We start from the raw sequence: 23,092 nt of genomic DNA on the forward strand, positions 1-23,092 counted from the left end.
TTCGCCTGGTGCTCAAGTAACAACACAGACCGCGCTTACCCATAGAATCGAAGGCGATGCAGTGGACTGAAGCTATCGCGGATGTAACGACACTGGAGACGGCAGGCCCCTCGTCTGTCGCCGTGACGGGTGTGCAGTATGACTCGCGCCGTGTTGTCGCCGGTGACGTCTTTGTTGCGATGCGTGGCGGCACGACCGACGGCAATCGCTATGTGGATGCGGCCATCGCGAAGGGGGCGAGCGCAATCGTCACCGATACGCGTGAGACGTTCAACGCGCTCAAGGTTGCGCATCCTGCACTGGCCTTGGCCCTGGTCGGCGAAGGACACACCGCGGGGCGTCGCGCGCTGGCGGAGATCAGTGCTGCAGTCTTTGGCCATCCGGAGCAGAAACTTGGCCTGATTGCCGTGACGGGCACCAATGGCAAGACCACGACGACGCTCCTCACCGAACAGCTGCTGCGCAGCGTGGGCCGCAGGAGCGTGCTGATCGGGACGATCGAGGTGCATGTGGGCGATGAGGTTCGAGAGAGTCCGCACACCACACCGGAGTCGCGCGATGTGCTGGAGATCTTCGCGGAAGGTGTTGCCGCGGGCTGCACGGAAGCGGTGATGGAGATGAGCTCGCACGCTCTCGACCAGGAGCGTGTGTGGAAGCTTCCGGTCGACGTGGCGATCTTCACGAATCTCACGCAGGACCATCTCGACTATCACGTAACGATGGAACGTTATGCGGCGGCCAAGGCCCGGCTCTTTGAGGGCGTGGGCGCACCGGCACCGCGGGTTGTGGTGCTCAATGCAGATGATCCTTACTGCGCGCGCATGGCGCAGGCTCGCAGCGATACCGCGCAGGTGATGCGCTATGGCATCGAAGCATGGGTGGAGGCTGCGAACTATCGCGCGGTAGACGTGGAGCTGCACGCGGGGGAGACGAACTTCTTCCTCGCAACGCCCAAGGGGGCGGTCGAGATCACGATGCCGCTCACCGGGCGCGTGAATGTTTATAACTTCCTGGCCGCCGCCTGTGCTGCGATGGCGCGTGGCATGACGATGGAAGAGATCGCTGTCGCAGCGCCCACGCTGAAGCAGGTGCCGGGGCGCTTCGAGGTGGTGGCCGGTTCGCGCGAGGCAAACTTTACCGTCGTCGTGGACTACGCACACACGGATGATGCTCTGAAGAACCTGCTGATCCTCGCGCATGACCTGGTCTCACCGCACGGTGGCAACGTGATCACGCTCTTCGGTTGCGGTGGGGATCGCGATCGTACGAAGCGCCCGAAGATGGGCCGCGTTGCTGCGGCAGAGAGCGATCTTGTCGTCGTGACGAGCGACAACCCGCGCAGCGAGGATCCTTCGGCGATCATCCAGGAGATCGTCACCGGAATGATGATGGCGGATGGAAGCTATATGGGTGACTTTGTGGTCGAAGAAGATCGTCGCGCTGCGATCGAGGTCGCAATTCGTGCGGCGAAGCCGGGTGATATCGTGCTGCTGGCGGGCAAAGGCCACGAGAAGACGCAGATCTTCGCCGACCATACGGTGCCCTTTGACGATGTGGCCGAAGCGGCCCGCGTACTTGAGACCCTGCAGGGAGAACAGAACGCTTGAAACTTGCTCTTGGACAGATTGCGGACTGGATTCACGCTGAGGGCGACTTCGATGAGAGCGCCGAAGCCTTGGGCTACTCCATTGATTCACGCACGGTGAGCGCGGGCGACCTCTTCTTTGCGGTGCGCGGAGAGCGCGTCGACGGTCACGATTATGTGGAGTCCGCCCTGAACGATGGGGCCATCGCGGCAGTCGTCTCCATGCGCTGGCTGCGGCCGGGCACGGTCGATGAGGCGAGGCTGCTGCGTATCCCGGACTGTGATGACTGCATCCTGTTCGCATTGCAGAAGGTGGCCTGGAATGTGCGTCGTGCATGGGGTAAGCGAGTCATCGGCGTCACCGGTTCGGCAGGGAAGACGACGACGAAGGAGTGCATCGCGCAGGTGCTTGGCACGACCTTCAACGTGTTGAAGACCGAGGGCAACTACAACAACCACTTCGGTGTGCCACTCACGCTGCTGCGTCTCGAACCGGAGCATGAGGTCGCTGTGCTCGAGATGGGCATGAATCACGCGGGAGAGATCACAGCGCTGGCGAAGATTGCCGAACCCAACTGGGCTGTGGTGTCGAACGTCGGGCCGGTGCATCTCGAGTTCTTTCCCGAGGGCATCTCCGGCATCCAGAAGGCGAAGTATGAGCTGGTGCAGGCGCTGCCGCCGGATGGGATCGCGGTGTTGAATGGCGACGACCAGCGCGTCGCGGCGTTCGCTCGAGGGCTTGGCGAGCGGGCACTGATGTATGGCACGCATAACGGGGTGGGAGTGCGCGCGGTCAACATCGAAGATCGTGGCCTGCTGGGCACGGACTTCGAGGTCGAGCTCCGCGGCTTCGAGGCCGACCCCTGGCCGATGACGCTGCGGCTTCCTGGCCGTCACAACGTGCTGAATGCTCTGGCTGCGGTTGCTGTGGGTGTGCTCGCAGGCATCGAGCCGCTGGAATGCGTGAGCTCGTTGGAACAGATGGTGCCCGGTGAGAAGCGTGGCAACGTGATTGAGTTTCACGGTGCGCAGATCTTTAACGACACGTACAACTCCAACCCGCGCGCTCTGGAGGCGATGATTCGTGCCCTGGCCGTCTCGAATGCGAAGCGGCGCGTGCTGATCGCCGGGGAGATGCTGGAGCTGGGGCCGGAGGCTGCGAAGCTCCATGCCGAGTGCGGCCAGGCGGCGGCGGACGCTGGCATCGACGTTGTGATCGGGGTGCGCGGACTCGCGCGCGAGATCGTACACGCCGCAGCGGATGGTGGTGCGCGGGCGATGTTCGTCGAGACACCGGAGCAGGCCGGGGAGTGGCTACGCACCAACGCGGGAGCTGGCGATGTGATCCTGCTCAAGGCCTCGCGCGGTGTGCGGCTGGAGCGGGCGCTGGACGCGCTGGCGCTAGGCCCTCACTAGGCTTCGACCGGGGCGAAGCTCGATGGAATTGCCGCTTCGCGCACCCCGGAAGACACGGGATTCACGGTTGCGCACAGCGTAAGATGGGCCTTGAGCGGCGGGTTCGTACGCCGATTCGCCCATCCTTCCACTGAGGCCACTGCGTTGTTGTTCTGGCTGCTCTATCAGAAGCTCTTCCCTTACTTTCCGGTCTTCCGCATCTTCCGCTACGTCACGTTTCGCTGCGTCTTCGCGAGCCTGACGGCGATGCTGATCGGCCTGCTGATTGGGCCGTTCGTCATCGAGCGCCTGCGTGAGTTTCAGATCGGCCAGTACATCCGCGAGGAGGGCCCGGAGAGCCACAAGAAAAAGGGTGGCACGCCCACCATGGGCGGCGTGCTGATCTGCATCTCCATCGTGATTCCCACGCTGTTGTGGAGCAACCTCGCAGACCCGTTTGTGTGGGTGGTGCTGGGTTCAACTCTGGCGTTTGCGGCAATCGGCTTTGCGGATGACTACATCAAGGTAGTGCATAAGCGGAACCTGGGGCTGACGTCGCGGCAGAAGCTGGCGCTGCAGTTCGTGGCCAGCCTCGCCGTAGCGCTCTCGCTGGTGTTCCTCGAAGAGCAGGGATCCTACTCGACGCGACTGATCGTGCCATTTGCGAAGCATCTTCGGCCGAATCTCATCATCGACTCGTTACGGCACGTGCCGCATTTGAGTGTGCTCGCCTTCATCCCGTTCATCGTCTTCGTGATGCTGGTCATTACGTTCAGCTCGAATGCGGTGAACCTTACGGATGGATTGGACGGCCTGGCGATCGGCTGCACGATCATCGCGGCAGGAGCGCTCACGGTGCTGACGTACGTCAGCGGGCACGTGGTCTTTGCGGACTACCTGGAACTGCAGCGCATGCCCCAGGTGAGTGAGCTGACGATCTTCTGCGGAGCGATGGTGGGCGCCTCCATCGGCTTCCTTTGGTACAACGCGCATCCGGCCGAGATCTTCATGGGCGACGTAGGGTCGCTGATGCTGGGCGGAGCGATTGCGACGGTGGCTGTGGTCATCAAGCAGGAGCTGCTGCTGCCGTTCATCGGCGGCGTGTTCATCATGGAGGCGGTGAGCGTGATGCTGCAGGTGGGCAGCTACAAGCTTCGCGGCGGGAAGAGGATCTTCAGGATGGCGCCGATCCATCATCACTTCGAGCTGGGTGGATGGAGCGAGTCGAAGGTGATCGCGCGTTTCTGGATCCTGGCGCTGATCTTTGCGCTGTTTGCGCTGACGACGCTGAAGCTGCGGTAGGGAACGACCCAAGCCATGAGAAAGGCCCACGCAAGAGCGTGGGCCTTTCTCGTTGACCTGTACTCTTACTTGATCAGCATGCTCACAATGCTTGCCGACATCAGGTTCGCCATGGTGCCGGCGAGCATGGCTCGCATGCCCAGCTTGGCGAGTTCGTTGCGGCGGTTCGGGATGAGGGCTCCGATGCCGCCAATCTGCATGCCCACTGAGCCGAGGTTGGCAAAGCCGCACAGCGCGAAGGTGGTGATGGACAGCGTTCGCACGCTGATAGAACCCGCCTTCGCAAGCTCGCCCAACTGGTGGTAGGCGATGAATTCGTTCAGCACGGCACGGGTGCCGATGAGGTTGCCGACCAGCGGGGCCTCGTGCCAGGGAATGCCGATGAGCCAGGCGATGGGGGCGCATAGTGCGCCGAGGGCGTTGCCGAGGGAGTGCGGAAAGCGAATGTGTCCGTGTGCCCAGGTCCAGTCGGAGATGCCGAGCATGATGGCGTTGATGAGGCCGACGACGGCGAGGAAGCTGATGAGCATGATGGCGACGTTCCAGGCGAGCTGGCCGCCGTCGATGGTGCCGCGGGCGACGGCTCCGATGAGGTTCTCGTTCTTGTGCTCCTCGTTCTCGGACATGTGGACGGTGCCCATCGTGGCGGGGACTTCGGTTTCGGGGACGAGCATTTTCGAGATGAGGATGGTGCCGGGGGCGGTCATGATGACGGCCGAGAGCAGGTCCTGGGCGTGGATGCCGAAGAGGATGTAGGCGGCCATGATGCCGCCGGAGACGTGGGCCATGCCGGAGGTCATGATGGTCATCAGCTCGGAGCGGGTGGCGTCGCCGAGGAATGGGCGGATGGTGAGCGGGGCTTCGGTCTGGCCCATGAAGATGGAGGCGGCGACGTTGGTGGACTCGGCTCCGGAGGTGCCCATGGTGCGCTGCATCAGCCACGCCATCACCTTGATGACCTGCTGCATGATCTTCAGGTGATAGAGCATGGCGAAGAGCGCGGAGACGAAGATGATGGTCGGCAGGACGGAGAAGGCGAAGACCTGTAACGGGCTCTTGGGGTCGCCGAGCTGGCCGAAGACCATGGCGGAGCCGTCAACGGCGTGGCTCAGGAGGGCGGTCACCGCGTCGGAACCGGCCTTGAGGACCTTCTGGCCGTAGCTCACCTTGATGACAAGGAACGCGAAGAACACCTGGAGGCCGAGGCCCCAGGCGACCGTCCTCCAGCGGATCGCGCGGCGATTGGTGGAGAGCGCGTAGGCTACGCCGAGAAATACAAGAAGTCCAAGCAGACCGGTGAATCGTGCCAAGGCGCGCTCCTTTAGTTCCAATGAGATCAAAGACGGTTGGCTGGAAAGGCAAGTGTACTTGAGGATTCCGGAACGGAACAGATTCACCTGTTGATAGGGTGATTGAAAAGAAGATTACCTTCGGTTGAACTGCGATGGAGGCAATACCGTCTGGCGATGCTACACTGGAGTGGATCGACGAACTCCGATCTGGTCTATTGCCTGTTCTGGCTGTCCGCTCTACTCGCAAACAATTCCAAATTGCGTTCAGCGGTTCATCTGATTTAAAGGACAAGACAATGGAAACGGGAACAGTCAAGTGGTTCAACGATACTAAGGGTTTTGGTTTTCTGAGCCGCGCAAATGGTGAGGACGTATTCGTTCACCACACGGCGATCCAGAGCAATGGCTTCCGTTCGCTTCAGGAAGGCCAGCAGGTTCAGTTCGACGTCGTCAAGGGCCCCAAGGGCTGGCAGGCAGAGAACGTCCGCGTCGCGTAAGCACGACAGCATCGAGAAGGGGCGGTTCCTTTGGACCGCCCTTTTTCTTTTTGGGGCCACGCGGTGATTCGCCGTCGTGCCCTTTTGCAGTTTCCCGCAATATCAGAGACCTGCGGGCTGGTTCTTGAGCGGAATCGAGGAGAGATTCAAATGGCGAATACGAGCGAGAACAAGTACTACCTGAAGACTGTGCACGAAGATATCGACCTCTATGACCGGAAACTGGCTCATCTGATGAAGTACGAGACCTTCGCGACGGAAGCAGACCGTAACGCCGCGGCCCGCAAGCTGAACCTGAAGCGCGAGCTGCTGGTGAAGACGGCCAAGCGCCTTGTGGCCGATGGCATGGAATTCAGCGAAAAGGATCTTCCTCGCTCGATGCGTCCCGCGGAGCCTTCCCCCGAAGAGGCGGCTCCGGTCGCTGCCGTCGAGGCGACCGTGGAAGCAGAGAAGCCCGCCGCAGCCGGCAATCGCAGCACCCGCCGCAATGCGTCGGCCTTTCCCGCCAACGCATTGGGCTGGACTCTTCCCTCGTCCGAAGCCAAGGCTTAAAGCGGGGGCCGCCATCTCGCGGCCCCACCTATGTTGCCTGCTTCAGGCTCCCTGGCCGGCCGGTCACTACCTCGCGGACCAGAGGGTGTCGTGTGGGCGGCCTATCGCAGATCTTAAGGGTGGCGCGCAGCATCTGCTCCGGCTCATCCAGCAAGGCTGCGTCCTCGGCAAAGAGCGTGAAGACCGGCTGCCCAGCCTCGAGTTTTGCTCCCAGCTTGGCGTGCGACTCGATCCCCGCGTGAGCGCTGACCGGGTCACCCGGCCTGGCGCGTCCCGCCCCCAGCCTCTGCACTGCCCAGCCTACCTGCTTGCAATCCATCGCGCTTAGATATCCCGCTCGCTCCGCCTTCACGACGCGCGTTGCCTTCGGTTGGTGGAAGGCTGCGGGATCGTTGAATACGAGCACATCGCCGCCCTGCGCTTCCACGATCGACAGCCATGCCTTATAGGCGGCTCCATTGCGCAGCAACTCATCGCTGAGCTTCGCGCCGTCTTCGGGAGAGGCACTCTTGCCGGCGAAGTAAAGCATCCAGCCGGAGAGCACGTTCGAGAGCTCGATCAGGTCGGACGACGTCGCGTGGCGTCTTCCCTGCATGATGTCGACGCACTCCCATACCTCAACCCAGTTGCCGCTGAATCTGCCGAGGGGTTCGTCCATGGTGGTGAGTACCGCGGCGGTACGCGTGCCTGCGAGTTCACCGGTGGAGACCATCAGGCTGGCGAGGAACTGCGACTGCTCGTAGCTGGGCATGAATGCGCCAGAGCCCACCTTCACGTCGAGGACGAGCCCCCGGATGTCCTCTGCGAGCTTCTTGCTCATGATGCTGGCGCAGATGAGGTTGGGCGATTCGACGGTGCCGGTGTGGTCGCGCATTGCGTAGAGGATGCGATCTGCGGGAACAAGCCGCGGCGTCTGCCCCACTAGCGCGGCATGCGTGCGCTCCAGCACCTCGCGCATGCGGGCCAGCGGTAGCTGCGTATCGAAGCCCGGGATCGTCTCCAGCTTGTCCAGCGTTCCCCCTGTGTGACCGAGGCTGCGCCCGCTGATCATCGGGACGGAGATCGAGGGCTTGCCCTCCAGCCCGGCTGCGGCGATCACAGGAGCGATCAGCAGGGAGCTCTTATCGCCAACGCCACCAGTGGAGTGCTTGTCGACGGTGAACGTGTCCAGGCCGGTGGCGTCAAAGGTCTCGCCCGAATACCGCATTGCCTTGGTAAGCTCGGCGAGTTCTACGCGCGTGAGTCCGCGCTGGAAGATGGCCATCAACATGGAGGCAATCTGCGCGGCGGTGATGCGGTCGTGCGCCGCGAGCGTGGCGGGAAGCTGATGGTTCGCTTCGGCGATCTGCTGCTCTCCGTAGAGCACGACCGTGCGGACGAAGTGCTGGACCTCGGCTGCATTCAGCTCGCCGCCGTCACGTTTCTTCAGGATGAGATCAATGGGATGGATCACTGTTTCGGACATGTCGAGAATTTCTGCGCTCAGCGCGATGTGTCTGCGTTACCCACATGGCAATGCGTCTTGTTTACTTCGGCTCGATGAAGGTACCGCGAAACGCGTGTGGGAGCAGAGCTCCCAACGTCGTCTCGGCGGGTTCGTTGTGCTCGGCGGGATAAAGGATCAGCACATCGTCGTCTCCAAACTCGGAGAGCGTCTGACGGCACGCCCCGCAGGGCATCGAAGCGGAGTCGTTGAGGTTTGCCACCGCGACCGCGCGAAGGCGGATGCGGGGACCAAGTTCGCTCACGGCACGAGCAATCGCCGCCTGCTCTGCGCACGAGGTCAAACGGTAGGAAGCGTTTTCGACGTTGCAACCAGTGAAGATGGTGCCGTCGGTGAGCAACAGTGCCGCTCCCACGCGGAAGTGGCTGTAGGGCGAGTAGGAGTGTTGCGCTACCGCAGTGGCGAGCTCACGCAGCTTCAGACGAAGCTCGGGCGAGATCTCCTCTTCGACGGCCAGGGGCACGGGCTTGCTCCTCGAGAAATCTTCCGGAAGGCACGATGTGCTGCCGGGGAAACGTCGATGCTATGCCGATAGCTGCGTGAGCGCAAGCCCGGACCAGTACGCGAGCCGGTTCATCCTTGGCCGCTGTCGTGACGCCGCTCGGCCAAATGCTACGCACAAGTGGGCTTGACCGCACGTCGCCATCCTGTTTGCATCCAATCGAGAGGCTTTGCATCTCGTTGTTGGACGCTAAGCAGCAAGGCGAGTCTGTGAAGTAAGTGGATGAGTGAGTCTGTGGCCAAGCGTACGAAGAAGACCGAGCCAGCTGTTGCGACCGAGGTTCGAGCCGCAGAAGACGTGCTCACCCTCTTTCACCCGGTCACGGCGGGGTGGTTTCGGGCTGTCTTTGAGCAGGTCACGGCGCCGCAGCGTGAAGGCTGGCCTGCGATTGCGCGCGGCGAGTCGACGCTCATCCTCGCTCCTACGGGAACTGGCAAGACGCTGACGGCGTTCCTGTGGTGCCTTGACCGTCTCATGCTGCAGGATCGGGGTGCAGCGGCAGGTACTGAGGAGCAGGAGCGCGGCACCACGACCGGTACGAGCAAAAAGAAGAAGAGCGCGGGCACCGGCTGCAAGGTTCTGTACATCTCGCCCCTCAAGGCGCTTGCAGTCGACGTGGAGCGCAACCTTCGTTCGCCGCTCGCGGGTATTGCGAACATGGCGCAGCGCGAAGGCGTGGCCGTGCATGTGCCAGACATCAGCGTGCGCACGGGGGACACGAGTCCGCGCGATCGCGCGCGCTTCCGCACACACCCCGGCGACATCCTCATCACCACGCCGGAGTCGCTGTATCTGTTGCTCACCTCGAACGCAAGTGAAGCGCTGCGCAGCATCGAGACGGTCATCATCGATGAGATACACGCGCTGGTTCCGACGAAGCGTGGAGCGCACCTGATGCTCTCGATCGAGCGGCTCGAAGCGTTGTGCGGCCGCAAGCTGCAGCGCATCGGACTCAGCGCCACGCAGCGGCCCCTTGAAGAGGTTGCTCGGTTTCTTGGTGGAGCGGACACGGGCGACGGAGCTGCGATTGCCGTTGAGTCGCCGACGTTGCAGCCGGCTGCGGACGGCGACCATGATGCCCAGCCCGCAGAGACGGAGAGCAACACTGGCATTCGCTATCGCCCCGTGACGATCATCAACGCGGGCGCACGCAAAATCCTGGAGCTCACCGTCGAGGTGCCGGTCGAGGACATGGCGCGACTCGGTGATATAGAAGAGCTGCCCAGCGGACCAGCGTCGCAGGGCCCGAAGCGGACCTCGATCTGGCAGTCGATCCATCCTCGTCTGCTGGAGATCGTGCGCGAGCGGACCTCGACGCTGATCTTCGTCAACGCTCGCCGCGTAGCGGAGCGGCTTGCGGGGGCGTTGAACGAGCTCGCCGGAGAGAACCTCGCGCGGGCACATCATGGTTCCCTCGCAGCAGCGCAGAGAAGCGAGATTGAAGAGATGCTCAAGGCCGGTCGACTGAAGGCCCTGGTGTGCACCTCATCGCTGGAGCTCGGGATCGATATGGGCGCGGTCGATTTGGTGGTGCAGATTGAAGCTCCCCCGAGTGTGGCCAGCGGGATGCAGCGCATCGGTCGCGCAGGGCACCAGGTGGGCGCGCCATCCACCGGCATCATCTTTCCCAAGTACCGTGCCGACCTCGTGGCCTGTGCTGCTGTAACGCAAGCGATGCACGAGGGACACGTCGAGTCCACTCGCTTCCTTCGGAACCCTCTCGATGTGCTGGCGCAGCAGGTCGTCGCAATCCTCGCGCAACCACCTTCGCTGCGACCCGAAGAGCGCAAGCCTTCGGGAAAGCGTGTCCTTGCAGCCTCGGGAGAAGATGCGGTCGAGGAAGATTCTCCCGGCATCAGCTACGACGCGTTGCTGCGTCTTGTGCGCAGTGCCGCGCCGTTTGCGGGGCTAAGCATGCGATCGTTCGACGGCGTGTTGGACATGCTTGCGGGCCGCTATCCTTCCGATGAGTTTGCCGAGCTGCGTCCGCGCATCATCTGGGATCGCCAGCGCAATTGGTTGACACCTCGGCAAGGCGCGAAGCGGCTCGCGATCCTCAATGGCGGCACCATTCCTGACCGCGGCCTCTATGGTGTCTTTCTCAGCGGCGCTTCAAAGCCCCTTCGAGTGGGCGAGCTCGATGAGGAGATGGTCTTCGAAGCGCGCACAGGTGAGACCTTCATGCTGGGGGCATCGACGTGGCGCATCGATGAAATCACGCACGATCGCGTGCTTGTCTCGCCTGCTCCTGGCGAGCCAGGGAAGATGCCCTTCTGGCACGGCGATCGCCCAGGGCGTCCTGTTGAGTTTGGCCGGCGCATCGGTGCGCTGACTCGCGAACTGCGCGAGCTTCCACGCTCAGCCGCGATGACGCGCCTGATGCAGCAGCACGATCTCGGACAACAGGCGGCAGAGAATGTGCTGCGCTATCTCGCTGACCAGGAGCTCGCAACGACGATGGTCCCCGATGATCGGACCATCGTCATCGAACGTGTACGCGATGAGCTTGGCGATTGGCGTCTCTGTTGCCTCACGCCCTTCGGCAGTCGTGTGCATACGCCCTGGGCGATGGCGGTGAGTGCGCGCCTGAAGGATGCGGGTCTCGATGTCGAGACGATGTGGAGTGAGGATGGCTTCGTCATTCGTTTTCCGGAGACCGAGGCGCCTCCCGATGCCGATCTGCTGTTGATGAGTGCGGAAGAGGCGAACGAACTCATCCTGCGTCAGCTCGGATCGAGCGCACTCTTTGCTGCGAAGTTTCGCGAGGCAAGCTCACGTGCGTTACTGCTGCCGCGCCGTCGCGCCGATGGGCGGTCACCGTTGTGGCAGCAGCGCAAGCGAGCGTACGACCTGCTCAGTGTGGCTTCGCGCTATCGTGAGTTTCCGATGTTGCTCGAAGCGTATCGCGAGTGCCTGCGCGATGTCTTCGACATGCCCGCGCTGATGGAGTTGCTGCGTGCCATCACGAATCGATCGATGCGCGTGCACGTGGTGGACTCTCGCACGCCATCACCATTTGCGGGCGCACTCCTGTTCAGCTACGTTGCGAACTACATCTACGATGGCGATGCTCCGCTGGCAGAACGTCGAGCACAGGCTCTTGCGATCGATCAGGACCAACTGCGAGAGCTGCTCGGCGACGCGGATCTGCGCGAACTGCTGGATGCTGCGGCGATCGAGGAGACCGAAGAGCAGCTTCAGTGCGTGGCCGAGGGCTATCAAGCGAGGTCGCTGGATGGCGTGCACGATCTTCTTCTGCGCCTCGGAGACCTGACGCGCGAAGAGATCGCGGCGCGCACCGATGGCGATGCCGCTGCGTGGATTGAGCGCCTACTGAAAGCTCGCCGTGTTCTGGAGGTTCGTATTGCGGGCGAGAAGCGGGTCATTGCGATGGAAGATGCCGCGCGTGTTCGCGACGCGCTTGGAGTACCGCTGCCGCCGGGGCTTCCCGCGGCCTTCCTGGAGCCTGCGCCTGAGGCTTTGCTGGATATCGTTCGTCGCTTCGCTCGCACGCATGGGCCGTTTACGACTGTGGAAGTGGCAGAGCGTTATGCGTTACCCAAGTCGCAGCTTGAAGCGGTGCTGGAGCGGCTCGTTGGCATGGGCCGTGTTGTGGAGGGCGGCTTTCGCCCGGGCGGGCTCAATCGTGAGTGGCTCGAGAGTGAGGTGCTGCGAACGATCCGCCGCAAGTCGCTGGCGAAGCTGCGCAAGCAGGTCGAGCCTGTGGCCCAACAGACTCTGGCGCGTTTGTTCACGCGATGGCACGGCGTGGTCTCGCCGCGGCGTGGCCTCGATGCGTTGCTGGATGTGATCGAAGGGCTGCAGGGAGCACCGCTGGCTGCGTCGTTGCTGGAGTCGGAGATTCTGCCGGCACGTGTGCTGGGCTATAAGTCAGCGGACCTCGACACGCTCGTCGCTGCGGGTGAGGTGGTGTGGGTGGGGCTTGAGCCGACGGGTGAGTATGACGGCCGCATCGCGCTGTACCTTGCTGATCGCATGCGCATGCTGTGGCCGCCGAACAGGGTGCGGGTGCCGGGCGCAAAGACCCAGGGCAACGAAGAGGTGTTGGGCGATCGCGAGCTGCAGATCCTTGGGTATCTGCGCGAGCGTGGCGCCTCGTTCTTTCAATCGCTGCATGATGGCGTAGGCGGAGGATATCCGGGCGAGACACTGGATGCTCTGTGGTCGCTGGTGTGGCGGGGCTTCGTCATCAACGATGCAGTGCATGCGTTGCGCGAATACTGCGAGCGGGCTTCGGCAAGGTCGTCACGCAAGGCACAGCCTGCGCGGCGAGTGCATCATCAGCAGGCTTTTCGCTCGCGACGCACCACGCCACCGACTGCGCAGGGCAGGTGGAGTCTCAACGCTGCAGCGCTGGATGAAGAGGCCAGCACGCCGCAGCGAGTCACAGCATGGTCCGCGGCGATGGCGCAGCAACTGCTGCAGCGCTATGGCGTGGTCTTCCGCGAGACGGCACATGCGGAGAGCTTGCCCGGCGGCTTCTCTGCGATCTACGACGCCCTGAAGACGCTGGAGGAGTCGGGCCGTGTGAGGCGCGGATACTTCGCTGCGGACCTCAGCGCTACGCAGTTTGCGATGCCGGGTGCGGTGGATCTTCTACGCGCGCTGCGCCCCGGCGCACTTCATACGGATGTGGAGAAGCGTGAGGTCGTGATGCTTGCTGCCAGCGATCCTGCCAACCCTTATGGCACATTGCTGCGGTGGCCCGCCCCGCCGGAGGAAGGTTCATCGCTCACGCGGTCCGTCGGTGCTCGCGTCGTGTTGATCGATGGCGCGCTCACGGCATATATGCGCCGCGGCAACCCGAACATCCAGCTCCTGCTGCCGGAAGAGGAGCCGCAACGCTCGCAGTATGCTCGTGCGCTAGCCGAGTTCCTCGTCGCGCAGGTGCAGCGCGAGGACAATCCTGAGGGCCGCGGCCGCACGAGCATGCTCATTGCCAGCATCAATGGTGTGCCTGTGGCGGAACATCCGCTTGCGCGCGTCCTCCTTGATGCGGGGTTCCGTGCTGCGCCGATGGGGTTCAATGTGCGTCGCGGGTTGGCGATAGCACCCAGCGGCTCGTTGCCTGGAGGCACTCCCAATGCCTGAAGGCGACACCATCTATCGAGCGGCTCGTGCTTTGGAGAAGGCGCTGGGAGGACGTGTGGTTACGGCCTTCGAGACGGGGCTTGCGCCTCTGGCCCGTGTTGACGATGACGCACGCATCGCCGGTCGCACGGTGGACCGTGTTGAAGCGAGAGGGAAGTGGTGTTTGATCTACTTCTCGGGCCGGCCGGAATGGGGAACGTCACAACTCACGCCTCAGAATCGAGACGTGGGGCACCCGGGTTCTGGCGGTCCGATCATCCTCGTCACGCACATGTTGATGTCGGGCTCGTGGCATATCTATCGCACGGGAGAGAAGTGGTGGATGCCTCGCTCGAAGATGCGCGTTGCGATCACGTGCGGCGAGATGCAGGCGGTTGCCTTCAATGTGCCCATCGCTGAGTTCCACACGGAGCATTCGCTGGCGCGAAGCTCGCAGGTTCCGAAGCTGGGGCCGGATGTGCTGAGCGAAGGCTTCACCGTCGAGGCCGGGATCGCTGCAATCACGAAGCAGGCACAGCAGCATCCTGAAGCCGAAGTCGGAGTGACCCTGCTCAACCAGCGTGTGATGGCCGGGCTGGGCAATGTGTACAAGAGCGAGGTCGCGTTTGCCGCGGGTGTTCATCCCTTTCGCCGCATGAGCACTGTGACGGCTCGCGAGATCGAGCGCATGGTCGAGGCCTCGGCGAGGTACATGCGTGCGAATGTGGCCGGAGACTCCGGCTCCGGCGCTACGGGAGCCATTGTGACGTATGCAGGCAAGCGCCGCACGACCCACGCGATGAACTCAGGCGATCGACTATGGGTGTACGGACGCGAGGGCGAGGAGTGTCGGCGCTGCGGAGCTATGGTACTGCGCCGCATGCAGGGGACACAGGTGCGCTCGACCTACTGGTGCCCGCAATGCCAGCCCTGGATCGCGGCAGAAGGTCAAAGCAACGAAGCCCCGGAGGGGCGCGCCATGAAGCGCACCGGTCCGGGGCGACGGAAGATCAGCTGTTGACGTCAGGGCTGCCGTCGCGGCTGTTGAGGCTGCTGATCTTGCGGGTCCTGCGGATTCTGCTGCTTGTCGCCATTGAGGCCGAAGAGCTTCTGGAAGAAGTTGCGATGGGGCTTGTTCGGGTCGTCCGCCGGGCTGCCATCGGGATTGAACATCTGGTTGCCCAGCGTCTGCGCGTCCACCCCCATGTGCGAGCACGTGCCCTGGGGCGCGGTGCCGACCAGGAAGGCCGCGGTGAAGCTGTCGCTCGGGCAGCTTGAGTCGGAGACCAGTCCGGTGGCGCGGTCGATGCGCAGCGTCTCCACACCGTCAGGCGCAGCAAAGGCCTTGTTGTCCGAGTACTGTGGCAAGGTGATCGCGCGCTTCATGAATGCAGCCCAGATGGGCGCAGCGGCATCGGCGCCCTGGATCTTCACATCGGTATAGTCGTCGTTGCCCACCCATACGACAGCGAGCAGACTGCTGGTGTATCCAGCAAACCAGGCGTCGTGCGATGTGCCTGTCTTACCTGCTGCCGGGGCTGTAAAGCCCAGGGAGCGCACCTTGATGCCGGTGCCTCGGTTGAGCACGCCTTCCATCAACGTCTGCGTCAGGTAAGCCACCCGCGGATCGAGCACCTGCTGCGCCTGCGGCGTGAAGTCGGCCACGATGTCGCCGTTCTGGTTCCGCACGCTCGACAGGAACCACGGCTTGATGTGCACGCCGGAGTTCGCGAAGGTGGTGTACGCACCAGCCATGTCGACCGGCGTCGCGCTGTACGTGCCGATCGCCATCGATGGTGTCGCTCGTGCATTCACGATGCCGGCCTGGTGCGCCAGGGCTGCGACGTTGCCGTATCCGACCTTCTGCGCGAGCGCGATGGTAGCGATGTTCAGCGAATGCGCGAGAGCGTCCGCCGCGGCCACCATGCCGGGATACTCTCCATGCTCGAAGTTGCCCGGAATGTAGGATTGACCGTTCGTGCCGAAGTCCTGGGGATCGTCGTTGAGCTTGGTCTCGGCGGTGAAGACGCCGGAGCCGTCCAGCGCTGTGCCGTTGAGAGACGAGTTGTAAGCCGCAGCATAGACGAAGGGCTTGAAGATGGAACCCGTGGGACGCTCTGCGACGGCGTGGTCCAGCTGCGAGGAGCCGTAGTCGCGGCCTCCTACAAGTGCCAGCACCTGGCCGGTGTGTGGGTTCAGCGCGACCAGCGCAACCTGCGGATAGGTGATGGGGCCGGTGGAATGCTTGTGCAGCTTGCGTACGAGCTCATCCACGTTGGCCATGCTGGCCTGCACTGCTTCAGCGGCCGCGCGTTGCAGCTCCGGGTCGAGCGACGTGTAGATTCGCAGCGGAGAACGCGACTGATCGTTATCGCCCATGCGTTGAATCATCTGGTCGTGCACGAGATCGACGAAGTACGGTGCTTCGCTGGCGTCAACGTTGGGTGGTGCGAGGCGGATGGGCTCAGCCTTGGCGCGCTCCGCCTGATCCTGGGTGATCGCGCCGGTCTCGATCATGGAGTCGAGCACGATGTTGCGGCGCTCCATCGCGCGATCCGGATGCCGGAAGGGATTGAAGTAGCTGGGCCGCTGAATGATGCCCGCCAGCAGAGCGCACTCGGCGAGATCAAGCTGCTTCAGGTCCTTGCCGAAGTACGCTTGCGCCGCCTCCGCGAAGCCCGCGATCGCGAACGAGCCGCGCTGCCCCATCGGGATCTGGTTGGCGTACATCTCGAAGATCTGCTCCTTGTTGAAGCGGGCCTCGAGCTGGAAGGTAATGACGATCTCGGCGATCTTGCGGGAGTAGGTCTTCTCCGGCGTCAGGAAGAAGCCGCGAGCCAGCTGCTGCGTGAGCGTGGAGCCGCCGCAGCTCATATGGTGCGCGAGCATGTCCTGGAAGGCGCACTTCACGGTCCTCACGTAGTTGATGCCGCCGTGGTCGAAGAAGCGGCGGTCTTCGATGGCCTGGACGGCCTGCACCATCTGCGGAGGAATCTGGTTGTAGGTGACGAGGCGGCGCTTGGTGCGGTTCTTGTCCTCGGAGAGCGCGGTGATCAGCTGCGGCTCGAGTTTGTAGCCCGCCAGGGCCGCGCCATTCTCTGCGGTGATGGACTGTACGACGCCACCGGAGGTGTTGATGGTGGCGCCATCGGTGGCGAGGAAGCTCTGCGGACCGGGCTTGATGAGGATGGAGTCGCTGCGGAGCTCGAAGCTGCCCATCGGATTGTTGTGCTCGGCGTCGCCGTTGTAGCCGGCGTGGCGCAGGGTCGCGGCGATGCTGGCAGCGGTGCGCTGCTGGCCGGGACGGACCTCCTGCGGGGCAGCGTACACCTGCGCCATCGTGGCGAAGAGGGGCCCCTGCTTCAGACGATCGTCGACCAGGCCCCGATACTTCAGCCAGAAGAAGCCGAAGACGAGCAGGCACATGACCGCGACGGCCGCAACGGCCACGAGGAAGAATTGCAGCAGGCTCTTGCCTACAGATCTGCGGGCTGGAGCATTGCGACCGAGCTTGACTTTGACAGGCATGGGGAGGTGGTCCGGGAAACAGGCCGAAGAGCGGTTAGCGAAGTGCCTCCGTGTGTAGGACGCTTCGCCCGTCCATGGCGTGCAGCCATGAACGGAGATTCAGACGCAGCGGCCAGCGATGAGGGCTGGCAGCCCGAAAAGCAGAGAGTCGCCGTGGCAGGCCACGACGACTCCGCGCCTCCACTTCCACTACTCTACTTGGACACGGCCAGCAGACTCTTGAGGGTCTGTGTCACTTCTTTTACTGCCACATCGGTCGTCGTCTGCAGCAGCCGGTCCACGAGTTCCACCTGGCCTTCGGCGAGCTTCTTGCCGATGTTGATGCGGTAGGGAACGCCGATGAGTTCGGCGTCTTTGAACTTGACGCCGGCGCGCTCGTCGCGGTCGTCGAGCAGCACGTCGATGCCCGCAGCTTCGAGCTCGGCAGCGATGTTTTCTCCGGCAGCGGCGAGGTCGGCTTCCTTCATATTCGTGACGGTCACCACCACGGCAAAGGGCGCGATGGAGGGCGCGAGCGCATACTGATCGCCGGCCTTGGCATCGCCCGCGGCCGCAGCCTTTGCGGCAAACTTCGCCGCGCTGGACTCGATCGCCGAGGTGAGGATGCGTTCGATGCCGATGCCATAGCAGCCCATGATGGGCGTCACTTCCTTGCCGTTGGCGTCGAGCACGCGCGAGCCCATGCTCTCGGTGTACTTGGTGCCGAGCTTGAAGATGTGACCGATCTCGACGGCCTTGCCGAGACGCAGCGGCTGGCCGCCGATGGGATCGAGTTCGCCTTCGTTGACGTTGCGGATGTCGGCGATGACGGTGGGCGTGAAGTCGCGACCCGGCGTCACGTTGCGGAGGTGGTGATCGAGCTGGTTGGCACCGGCGACGAGGTTCCTGCGGCCCTCGAGGCCGAGGTCCATGATGACAATCGTGCGCAGGCCTTCGCTCGCGACATCGCGCGAGACACCCTTGAGACGCTCGATGGCCTTGCCGCTCTTGAGGCCATTCAACGAGCCCTGCGTCATCACCTGCAAGATGCCCACCGGTCCGAGGTAGCCGGCCGGCCCGCCGATGTAGAGCGCCAGCTCTTCGGGCAGCATCGGGCGCAGCTCGGCGGTGCCTGCAATGGCGTTGAGCTTGGTCTCATTGACCTGGTGATCGCCGCGGAGGAAGGCAACGACGGGGCGCAGCGGTTCGTCCTTTGGATGGGCCGCGAGGCTGCCCATGAAGGCGACGCACTTGATGTCCTGCGAGGGCAGGATGCTGAGGAACTCGCAGATGTCCGCGATGGCACCCTTGCCGGGCGTGTGGACGAGCTCCGGCAGACCATCGCCCGTCGGCTCGAGGTCGACAACGGCGGTGAGCTGCGAGGTCGCCTTCTCGAGGTTGGCGGCGTAGCCCGAGGCCGAGCTGGCGATGAGGTCTTCACCAGCATCGGTGTAGACCATGAACTCCTGCGAGCCCGAACCACCCATCGCGCCCGAGTCAGCCTCAACCGCGACGAACTCCAGGCCGCAGCGCGTGAAGATGGCGCGGTAGGCGGCGTCGTGTTGGTCGTAGCTCTTGTCGAGGCCCGCGGTGTCGATGTCGAAGGAGTAGCTGTCCTTCATCAGGAACTGGCGCACGCGCATGAGGCCGGCCTTGGGGCGGGGCTCGTCGCGGAACTTGGTCTGGATCTGGTACCAGGTCTGGGGCAGCTGCTTGTAGCTGCGCAGCTCGTTGCGCGCGATGGAGGTCATGACCTCTTCGTGGGTCATCGCGAGCACCAGGTCGGCGCCCTTGCGGTCCTTGAGGTGGAACATGTTCTCGCCCATGACGGCGTAGCGGCCGGACTCTTCCCACAGCTCGCGAGGGTTCAGCGTCGGCAGCAGGAACTCCTGCCCGATGCGATCCATCTCCTCGCGGACGATGGCGACGATCTTGTTGATCGACCGCTGACCGAGGGGAAGGTAGCTGTAGATGCCAGCTCCGAGCTGGCGAATGTAACCCGAGCGGAGAAGAAGCTTATGGCTGGCGACCTCCGCGTCGGCCGGGGCCTCGCGAAGTGTCGGAATGAAGAGCTTTGACCAACGTTGCATGCTCTTTGATTGTAGCGAAGCAGCGGCTGCGCCGTTAGCCCGCTTTGCGGGGAGCGACTGCGTCGTTAGCGCTTCGCGTTAGCGTAGAACCAGACTTACTGACGCGCAGCGCTCGCTTACAGCCGACCGTCGTCGCCGGGTTCGTCTTCGTGCCCCGGTTCGTCGTCGGGGATGCCGGGGAACTCTGGCTCCTGTTCTCCGTCGTCGCTGGTGGTAGACGGGTCGCCACCTTCCTGTACTTCCGCGAACTCGGTGATCTCAGTGGATTCCGATGCCGGAGCCTCCGGCGCGACCTCCCACAGGTCATGGAGATGGACGACGCCGACTGCCGTTGGCCCATGGGGACCTTCTTCCGTGACGACGAGTGAGGTGATCTTGCGCTGTTCCATGAGGATGAGGGCGTCGATGGCGAGCGTCTCCGGTGGAATGGTGCGTGGGTTGTGGTTCACGATCTCGCCGGCGGTTTTGTGGAAGGCGTGCGGCCCGTTGCGTTCCAGCAGGCGGCGCAGGTCGCCGTCGGAGAGGATACCCAGCAGCCGGTCGTGCGTATGCACCAGCGTGACGCCGAGGCGCTTGGCGCTCATCTCGTGGATGATCTGAGGCATGGTGGCGGTGGGGGGCACGGACGGCATCTCCGCGCCGGTGTGCATGAGCTTGCGGACGGTGACGAGGCGCTTGCCCAGTTGGCCGCCGGGGTGCAGGTCGGCGAAGTCGCGGGGCTTGAAGTCGAGGCGGGCGCTGACCTCCATCGCCAGGGCATCGCCCAGGGCCAGCATCGCGGTGGTGGAAGCTGTGGGCGCAAGTTGGTGCGAGCAGGCCTCGCGGTCGATGGCGACGTCGAGCACGTGGGCGCTGGCCGAGGCCAGCGTGGAGGTGGTGCAACCGGTGATGGAGATGAGCGTCGCGCCGAGCCGCGGCAGGACGGGGATCAGCCGCAGCAGCTCCTCGGTCTCGCCGGAGTAGGAGAGCGCGAGCACCACATCGCCGGCGGTGACGACGCCGAGGTCGCCGTGGAGGGCATCGGAGGGGTGCAGGAACTGGGCGGGCGTGCCGGTGGAGACCAGCGTGGCAGCGATCTTGCGGGCGATCAGGCCGCTCTTGCCCACACCGGTGACGATGGTACGGCGGCGGGTGCGAACGGCTTCCACGATGCGTTCGACGGCCCGCGCAAAGGTGTCACGCATCGGGCCTTCGAGGCGCGTGGCGAGCTTTTCGAGCCCCGCAGCCTCGATCCGGACGAGCTCTGCGGCGGTGGGGGTGGAGGCCTGCGGAGTTGGAACAAAATCTGCCATTTCAACTGCTGATGCTAGCAGAGCGGCCGCGAGGCGGATGTGTCGAACGCCTGTAACCTCAACGCCGTTCCAGCGTCCGATAGACTGATATGCGAGGACTGTGGGCTGCGACGTGTGGACTTCCACCGCAGGGTCACGGCCAGGAGGCTGGTTTGCTGCGTCGAGTGTTAGTGGCTGGAGGAATTGCGCTGGTACTGGCTGTGCTGGTGACTGCGGGAATACACAATCTGCGCGATCGCCGCGCTGCGATGCAGCAGGCCGCCGCGCAGCATGTGGACCTTACCCCGGTTGCCTCGGGCGATGCCGCGGATGCGATCCCGCCCGAGCTGGGACGAGACCTGCGCGGCAAAGCGGCACCGGATTTCACGCTGACCACGCTCGACGGACGGCATATCCAGCTGGCTGATCTGAAGGGCAAGACGGTGATCGTCAACTTCTGGGCTACGTACTGCGGGCCATGCCGCGTGGAGATGCCGTGGTTCGAGGAGTTCGGCAAGAAGTACGCCAACGACAAGCTGGTGGTGCTGGGCCTGAACTACGAAGACGGCGTGACCAGGGACGACGTGGCGAAGGCCGTGAAGAAGACCGGCGTGACCTATCCGATCCTGATGGCTGACGACAAGACCGCGAAGGCGTTTGGTCTGGGCGACTACCTGCCGGTGACCTACTACGTCGATGCCAAGGGTGAGGTCGTGGACCAGAGCCCCGGTGCTCCAACGAAGGACCAGATGGAAGCCACGATCAAGAAGGCCATTGCACGGAGCCAGTCGTGAAGGCGGTGGCGCGTTCTCTGGTAGCAGCGTTGCTATTGGCTGCTCCGTTCGCAGCGGTCTCCGCGCAGAGCATCTCGCTTGGTGGCGACAACGCTCATTCGGCGGCGAAGCTGCAGCATGTGCTGTTGCTCTCCGATGCGGTTGAGACCAAGGTCGGCGGCTCGCAGGCGATTGAGCTGCGATTTCGGGTCGAGGATGGCTTTCACATCAACTCGCATCATCCGAAGGACGAGCTATTGATCCCTACCGCCCTGAAGCTCGAATCGGCAGGAGCGGTGCAGGTGCTTTCGGTGGACTACCCGGCAGGCAAGCCGTTCAAGCTGCCCAGCTCGAACGATCCGCTGGATGTCTACCAGAACGAGTTTCGGGTGATGTTGCGCGTGGCGGCGAAGTCTCCGGGCACCACGGAGCTGAACGGCTCGCTGCACTACCAGGCCTGCGACAACGCCGCGTGCTTCCCTCCGCGGACGCTGCCGGTGAAGGTGCTGCTGACGGCGAAGTAGGAAGCTCGAGACAGACGACGATGCGTGGCCCGCGATGTTCCTGCGGGCCACGCATTTTTGTCGAACGTCTAAGTCGCACGTGGGCGAAGTTGGAAGTGCAAGAGCGAGGATCGAGTCGCGGGTTTGGGGTTGCGGGCCGCGGGTTCGTCGTTGCCGGTTAGTAGTTCCGGTAGCCCGGGCCATAGATGTTGTGCACCGCCACCTGGTACCCGTGGCGGAAGCCTTCCCGGTAGTCGCGACGGTCCGGCGGCGCGATGAAGTGCGGGTTGCGGTATTCATCGCGGTTCATGGGCGAGGGCGGGCGATGGTTCTCGAAGTCCTTGCGCGCGCCGTAGACGCCGTCCTTGTAGCCGCGTTGCCAGGCGGCGGCAAACTGCGGCGGAGGCGCCTCCCAACCCTGCTGGGGTGGCGGCGGAGGTGGGCCCTGGTAGTACTGCTGCGGCTGCGCGATCGCTGCTCCGGCGATCAGGCTGAAGCCGAGGAGCGCTGTGGCAAATCTTGTCGTGGCGGTCATGGCGGTATTCATCGTGCTCTCCCTGGAAGCTGCATCTGTTGAGCTGCAAGCTCAACCTCGCTTAGAAGAAACACAAGTGGGAACGCCAAGTTGCAGTCCCATGCGCGCAACTCGCTGCGATGAGTGGTGTTGCCGCTGGAATCAGGTGTGCGTGGAGAGCGAGAGCGTATTGCCGTCAGGGTCGTGGAACCAGGCGACCAGCGCACCGTCCGGCGCATGCCAGACGCCGTCGGCATCCTGCGGCATAAGAGCGCAGCGCTTGAAGGTGACACCGCGTGCGGTCAACTCGGCGATCTCGGCGTGAATGTCCGCAACCTGCCAGCCCAGGATGGTGAAGGGGAATGGCGTGAAGCAGGGCGTGCGCGCGATGCGCAGCGACTGCCGCGCCGGACCAAGGTCGAAGACGACGGCGAAGTCGTCTTCCTTCACGAAGTGCAGGCCGAGCGTGTGCTCGTAGAAAGCGCGGGCGCGAACGCAGTCCCGCGAGGGAACGAAGATGCTGGGGACAAGGGTGCTCAACGGCATAGCCGTAGACTCCTGACTTCGGATTGCCCCGGTTGTTGGTGTAGAGCATTGAGGCCGCGTGCTTTACGGCCTGAGTCTACAGGCAACTGGCGGTAACAGGCTGTGATTTGGCGCCGGTCGTGCTGGGTAGGCAGAGGGATCACCATAAGACAAACGTTTACCTGAAGC

The 23,092-nt window shown here is 63.5% G+C and carries 17 protein-coding genes; 9 read left to right on the plus strand and 8 right to left on the minus strand.

Annotation, left to right across the window (positions count from 1 at the left end; translation table 11 throughout):
* The first annotated feature begins 56 nt into the window (after positions 1 to 56).
* The 3 genes from C4S68_RS17060 (at position 57) to mraY (ending at position 4,282) form a co-directional block, all read left to right on the plus strand.
* Positions 57 to 1,607 carry a UDP-N-acetylmuramoyl-L-alanyl-D-glutamate--2,6-diaminopimelate ligase gene (locus C4S68_RS17060; RefSeq protein ID WP_103934306.1) on the plus strand — a complete coding sequence of 517 codons (1,551 nt, stop codon included), beginning with the start codon at positions 57 to 59 and terminating at the stop codon, positions 1,605 to 1,607.
* Positions 1,604 to 3,001 carry a UDP-N-acetylmuramoyl-tripeptide--D-alanyl-D-alanine ligase gene (locus C4S68_RS17065; RefSeq protein WP_103934307.1) on the plus strand — a complete coding sequence of 466 codons (1,398 nt, stop codon included), beginning with the start codon at positions 1,604 to 1,606 and terminating at the stop codon, positions 2,999 to 3,001. Before C4S68_RS17060 ends, C4S68_RS17065 begins: the two co-directional genes overlap by 4 nt.
* Positions 3,002 to 3,145: 144 nt before the next feature.
* Positions 3,146 to 4,282, plus strand: coding sequence for a phospho-N-acetylmuramoyl-pentapeptide-transferase (gene mraY, locus C4S68_RS17070; protein WP_103934308.1), 1,137 nt, complete (start codon positions 3,146 to 3,148; stop codon positions 4,280 to 4,282).
* Positions 4,283 to 4,347: 65 nt separating this feature from the next.
* Here mraY and C4S68_RS17075 read toward each other — a convergent pair whose 3' ends face one another.
* Entirely contained in the window at positions 4,348 to 5,592 is a 1,245-nt protein-coding gene (locus C4S68_RS17075; protein WP_103934309.1) for a NupC/NupG family nucleoside CNT transporter, read from the minus strand.
* A 278-nt stretch (positions 5,593 to 5,870) separates the two neighbouring features.
* Between C4S68_RS17075 and C4S68_RS17080 the strand changes: the two genes are divergently transcribed.
* Both C4S68_RS17080 and C4S68_RS17085 read left to right on the plus strand, forming a co-directional pair.
* Positions 5,871 to 6,071, plus strand: a complete 201-nt coding sequence (locus C4S68_RS17080; RefSeq protein WP_103934505.1) for a cold-shock protein — start codon at positions 5,871 to 5,873, stop codon at positions 6,069 to 6,071.
* Positions 6,072 to 6,221: 150 nt separating this feature from the next.
* Complete coding sequence (locus tag C4S68_RS17085) at positions 6,222 to 6,623, plus strand: hypothetical protein (RefSeq protein WP_103934310.1); 402 nt, start codon at positions 6,222 to 6,224, stop codon at positions 6,621 to 6,623.
* A 28-nt stretch (positions 6,624 to 6,651) separates the two neighbouring features.
* On the opposite strand, the gene C4S68_RS17090 is transcribed toward C4S68_RS17085, so the two are convergent.
* Both C4S68_RS17090 and C4S68_RS17095 read right to left on the minus strand, forming a co-directional pair.
* A complete protein-coding gene (locus C4S68_RS17090; RefSeq protein ID WP_103934311.1) occupies positions 6,652 to 8,088 on the minus strand; it encodes a thymidine phosphorylase in 1,437 nt (478 codons plus the stop codon).
* A gap of 61 nt (positions 8,089 to 8,149) precedes the next feature.
* Positions 8,150 to 8,590, minus strand: a complete 441-nt coding sequence (locus C4S68_RS17095) for a cytidine deaminase (RefSeq protein WP_327333811.1) — start codon at positions 8,588 to 8,590, stop codon at positions 8,150 to 8,152.
* Between the two features lie 261 nt (positions 8,591 to 8,851).
* Here C4S68_RS17095 and C4S68_RS17100 point away from each other — a divergent pair, with 261 nt between their 5' ends.
* Together C4S68_RS17100 and C4S68_RS17105 are read left to right on the plus strand one after the other, a co-directional pair.
* Positions 8,852 to 13,741, plus strand: coding sequence for an Lhr family helicase (locus C4S68_RS17100; protein ID WP_103934312.1), 4,890 nt, complete (start codon positions 8,852 to 8,854; stop codon positions 13,739 to 13,741).
* Positions 13,734 to 14,741, plus strand: a complete 1,008-nt coding sequence (locus C4S68_RS17105; protein ID WP_103934313.1) for an Fpg/Nei family DNA glycosylase — start codon at positions 13,734 to 13,736, stop codon at positions 14,739 to 14,741. The genes C4S68_RS17100 and C4S68_RS17105 overlap by 8 nt, the downstream gene beginning before the upstream one ends.
* 2 nt (positions 14,742 to 14,743) lie before the next feature.
* On the opposite strand, the gene C4S68_RS17110 is transcribed toward C4S68_RS17105, so the two are convergent.
* The 3 genes from C4S68_RS17110 to C4S68_RS17120 form a co-directional block, all read right to left on the minus strand.
* On the minus strand, positions 14,744 to 17,248 hold the full coding sequence (locus C4S68_RS17110) for a transglycosylase domain-containing protein (protein ID WP_103934314.1): 2,505 nt from the start codon (positions 17,246 to 17,248) through the stop codon (positions 14,744 to 14,746).
* A gap of 194 nt (positions 17,249 to 17,442) precedes the next feature.
* Positions 17,443 to 19,317 (minus strand): proline--tRNA ligase, encoded by a 1,875-nt coding sequence (locus C4S68_RS17115; RefSeq protein ID WP_103934315.1) that lies wholly within the window; start codon positions 19,315 to 19,317, stop codon positions 17,443 to 17,445.
* 116 nt (positions 19,318 to 19,433) lie between these two features.
* Positions 19,434 to 20,609, minus strand: a complete 1,176-nt coding sequence (locus C4S68_RS17120) for a KpsF/GutQ family sugar-phosphate isomerase (protein WP_103934316.1) — start codon at positions 20,607 to 20,609, stop codon at positions 19,434 to 19,436.
* A gap of 152 nt (positions 20,610 to 20,761) precedes the next feature.
* Here C4S68_RS17120 and C4S68_RS17125 point away from each other — a divergent pair, with 152 nt between their 5' ends.
* On the plus strand, positions 20,762 to 21,382 hold the full coding sequence (locus tag C4S68_RS17125) for a TlpA family protein disulfide reductase (protein WP_235011669.1): 621 nt from the start codon (positions 20,762 to 20,764) through the stop codon (positions 21,380 to 21,382).
* Positions 21,379 to 21,885, plus strand: coding sequence for a protein-disulfide reductase DsbD N-terminal domain-containing protein (locus C4S68_RS17130; protein WP_103934317.1), 507 nt, complete (start codon positions 21,379 to 21,381; stop codon positions 21,883 to 21,885). Before C4S68_RS17125 ends, C4S68_RS17130 begins: the two co-directional genes overlap by 4 nt.
* Positions 21,886 to 22,042: 157 nt before the next feature.
* Here the strand turns inward: C4S68_RS17130 and C4S68_RS17135 are convergent, their stop codons facing one another.
* Positions 22,043 to 22,411, minus strand: coding sequence for a hypothetical protein (locus C4S68_RS17135; protein WP_235011670.1), 369 nt, complete (start codon positions 22,409 to 22,411; stop codon positions 22,043 to 22,045).
* Between the two features lie 129 nt (positions 22,412 to 22,540).
* Positions 22,541 to 22,924, minus strand: coding sequence for a VOC family protein (locus C4S68_RS17140; protein WP_103934318.1), 384 nt, complete (start codon positions 22,922 to 22,924; stop codon positions 22,541 to 22,543).
* Positions 22,925 to 23,092: the final 168 nt, after the last annotated feature.

Origin of the sequence: Bryocella elongata, assembly GCF_900108185.1 — a bacterium.
In the GTDB taxonomy this organism is placed as follows: domain Bacteria; phylum Acidobacteriota; class Terriglobia; order Terriglobales; family Acidobacteriaceae; genus Granulicella; species Granulicella elongata.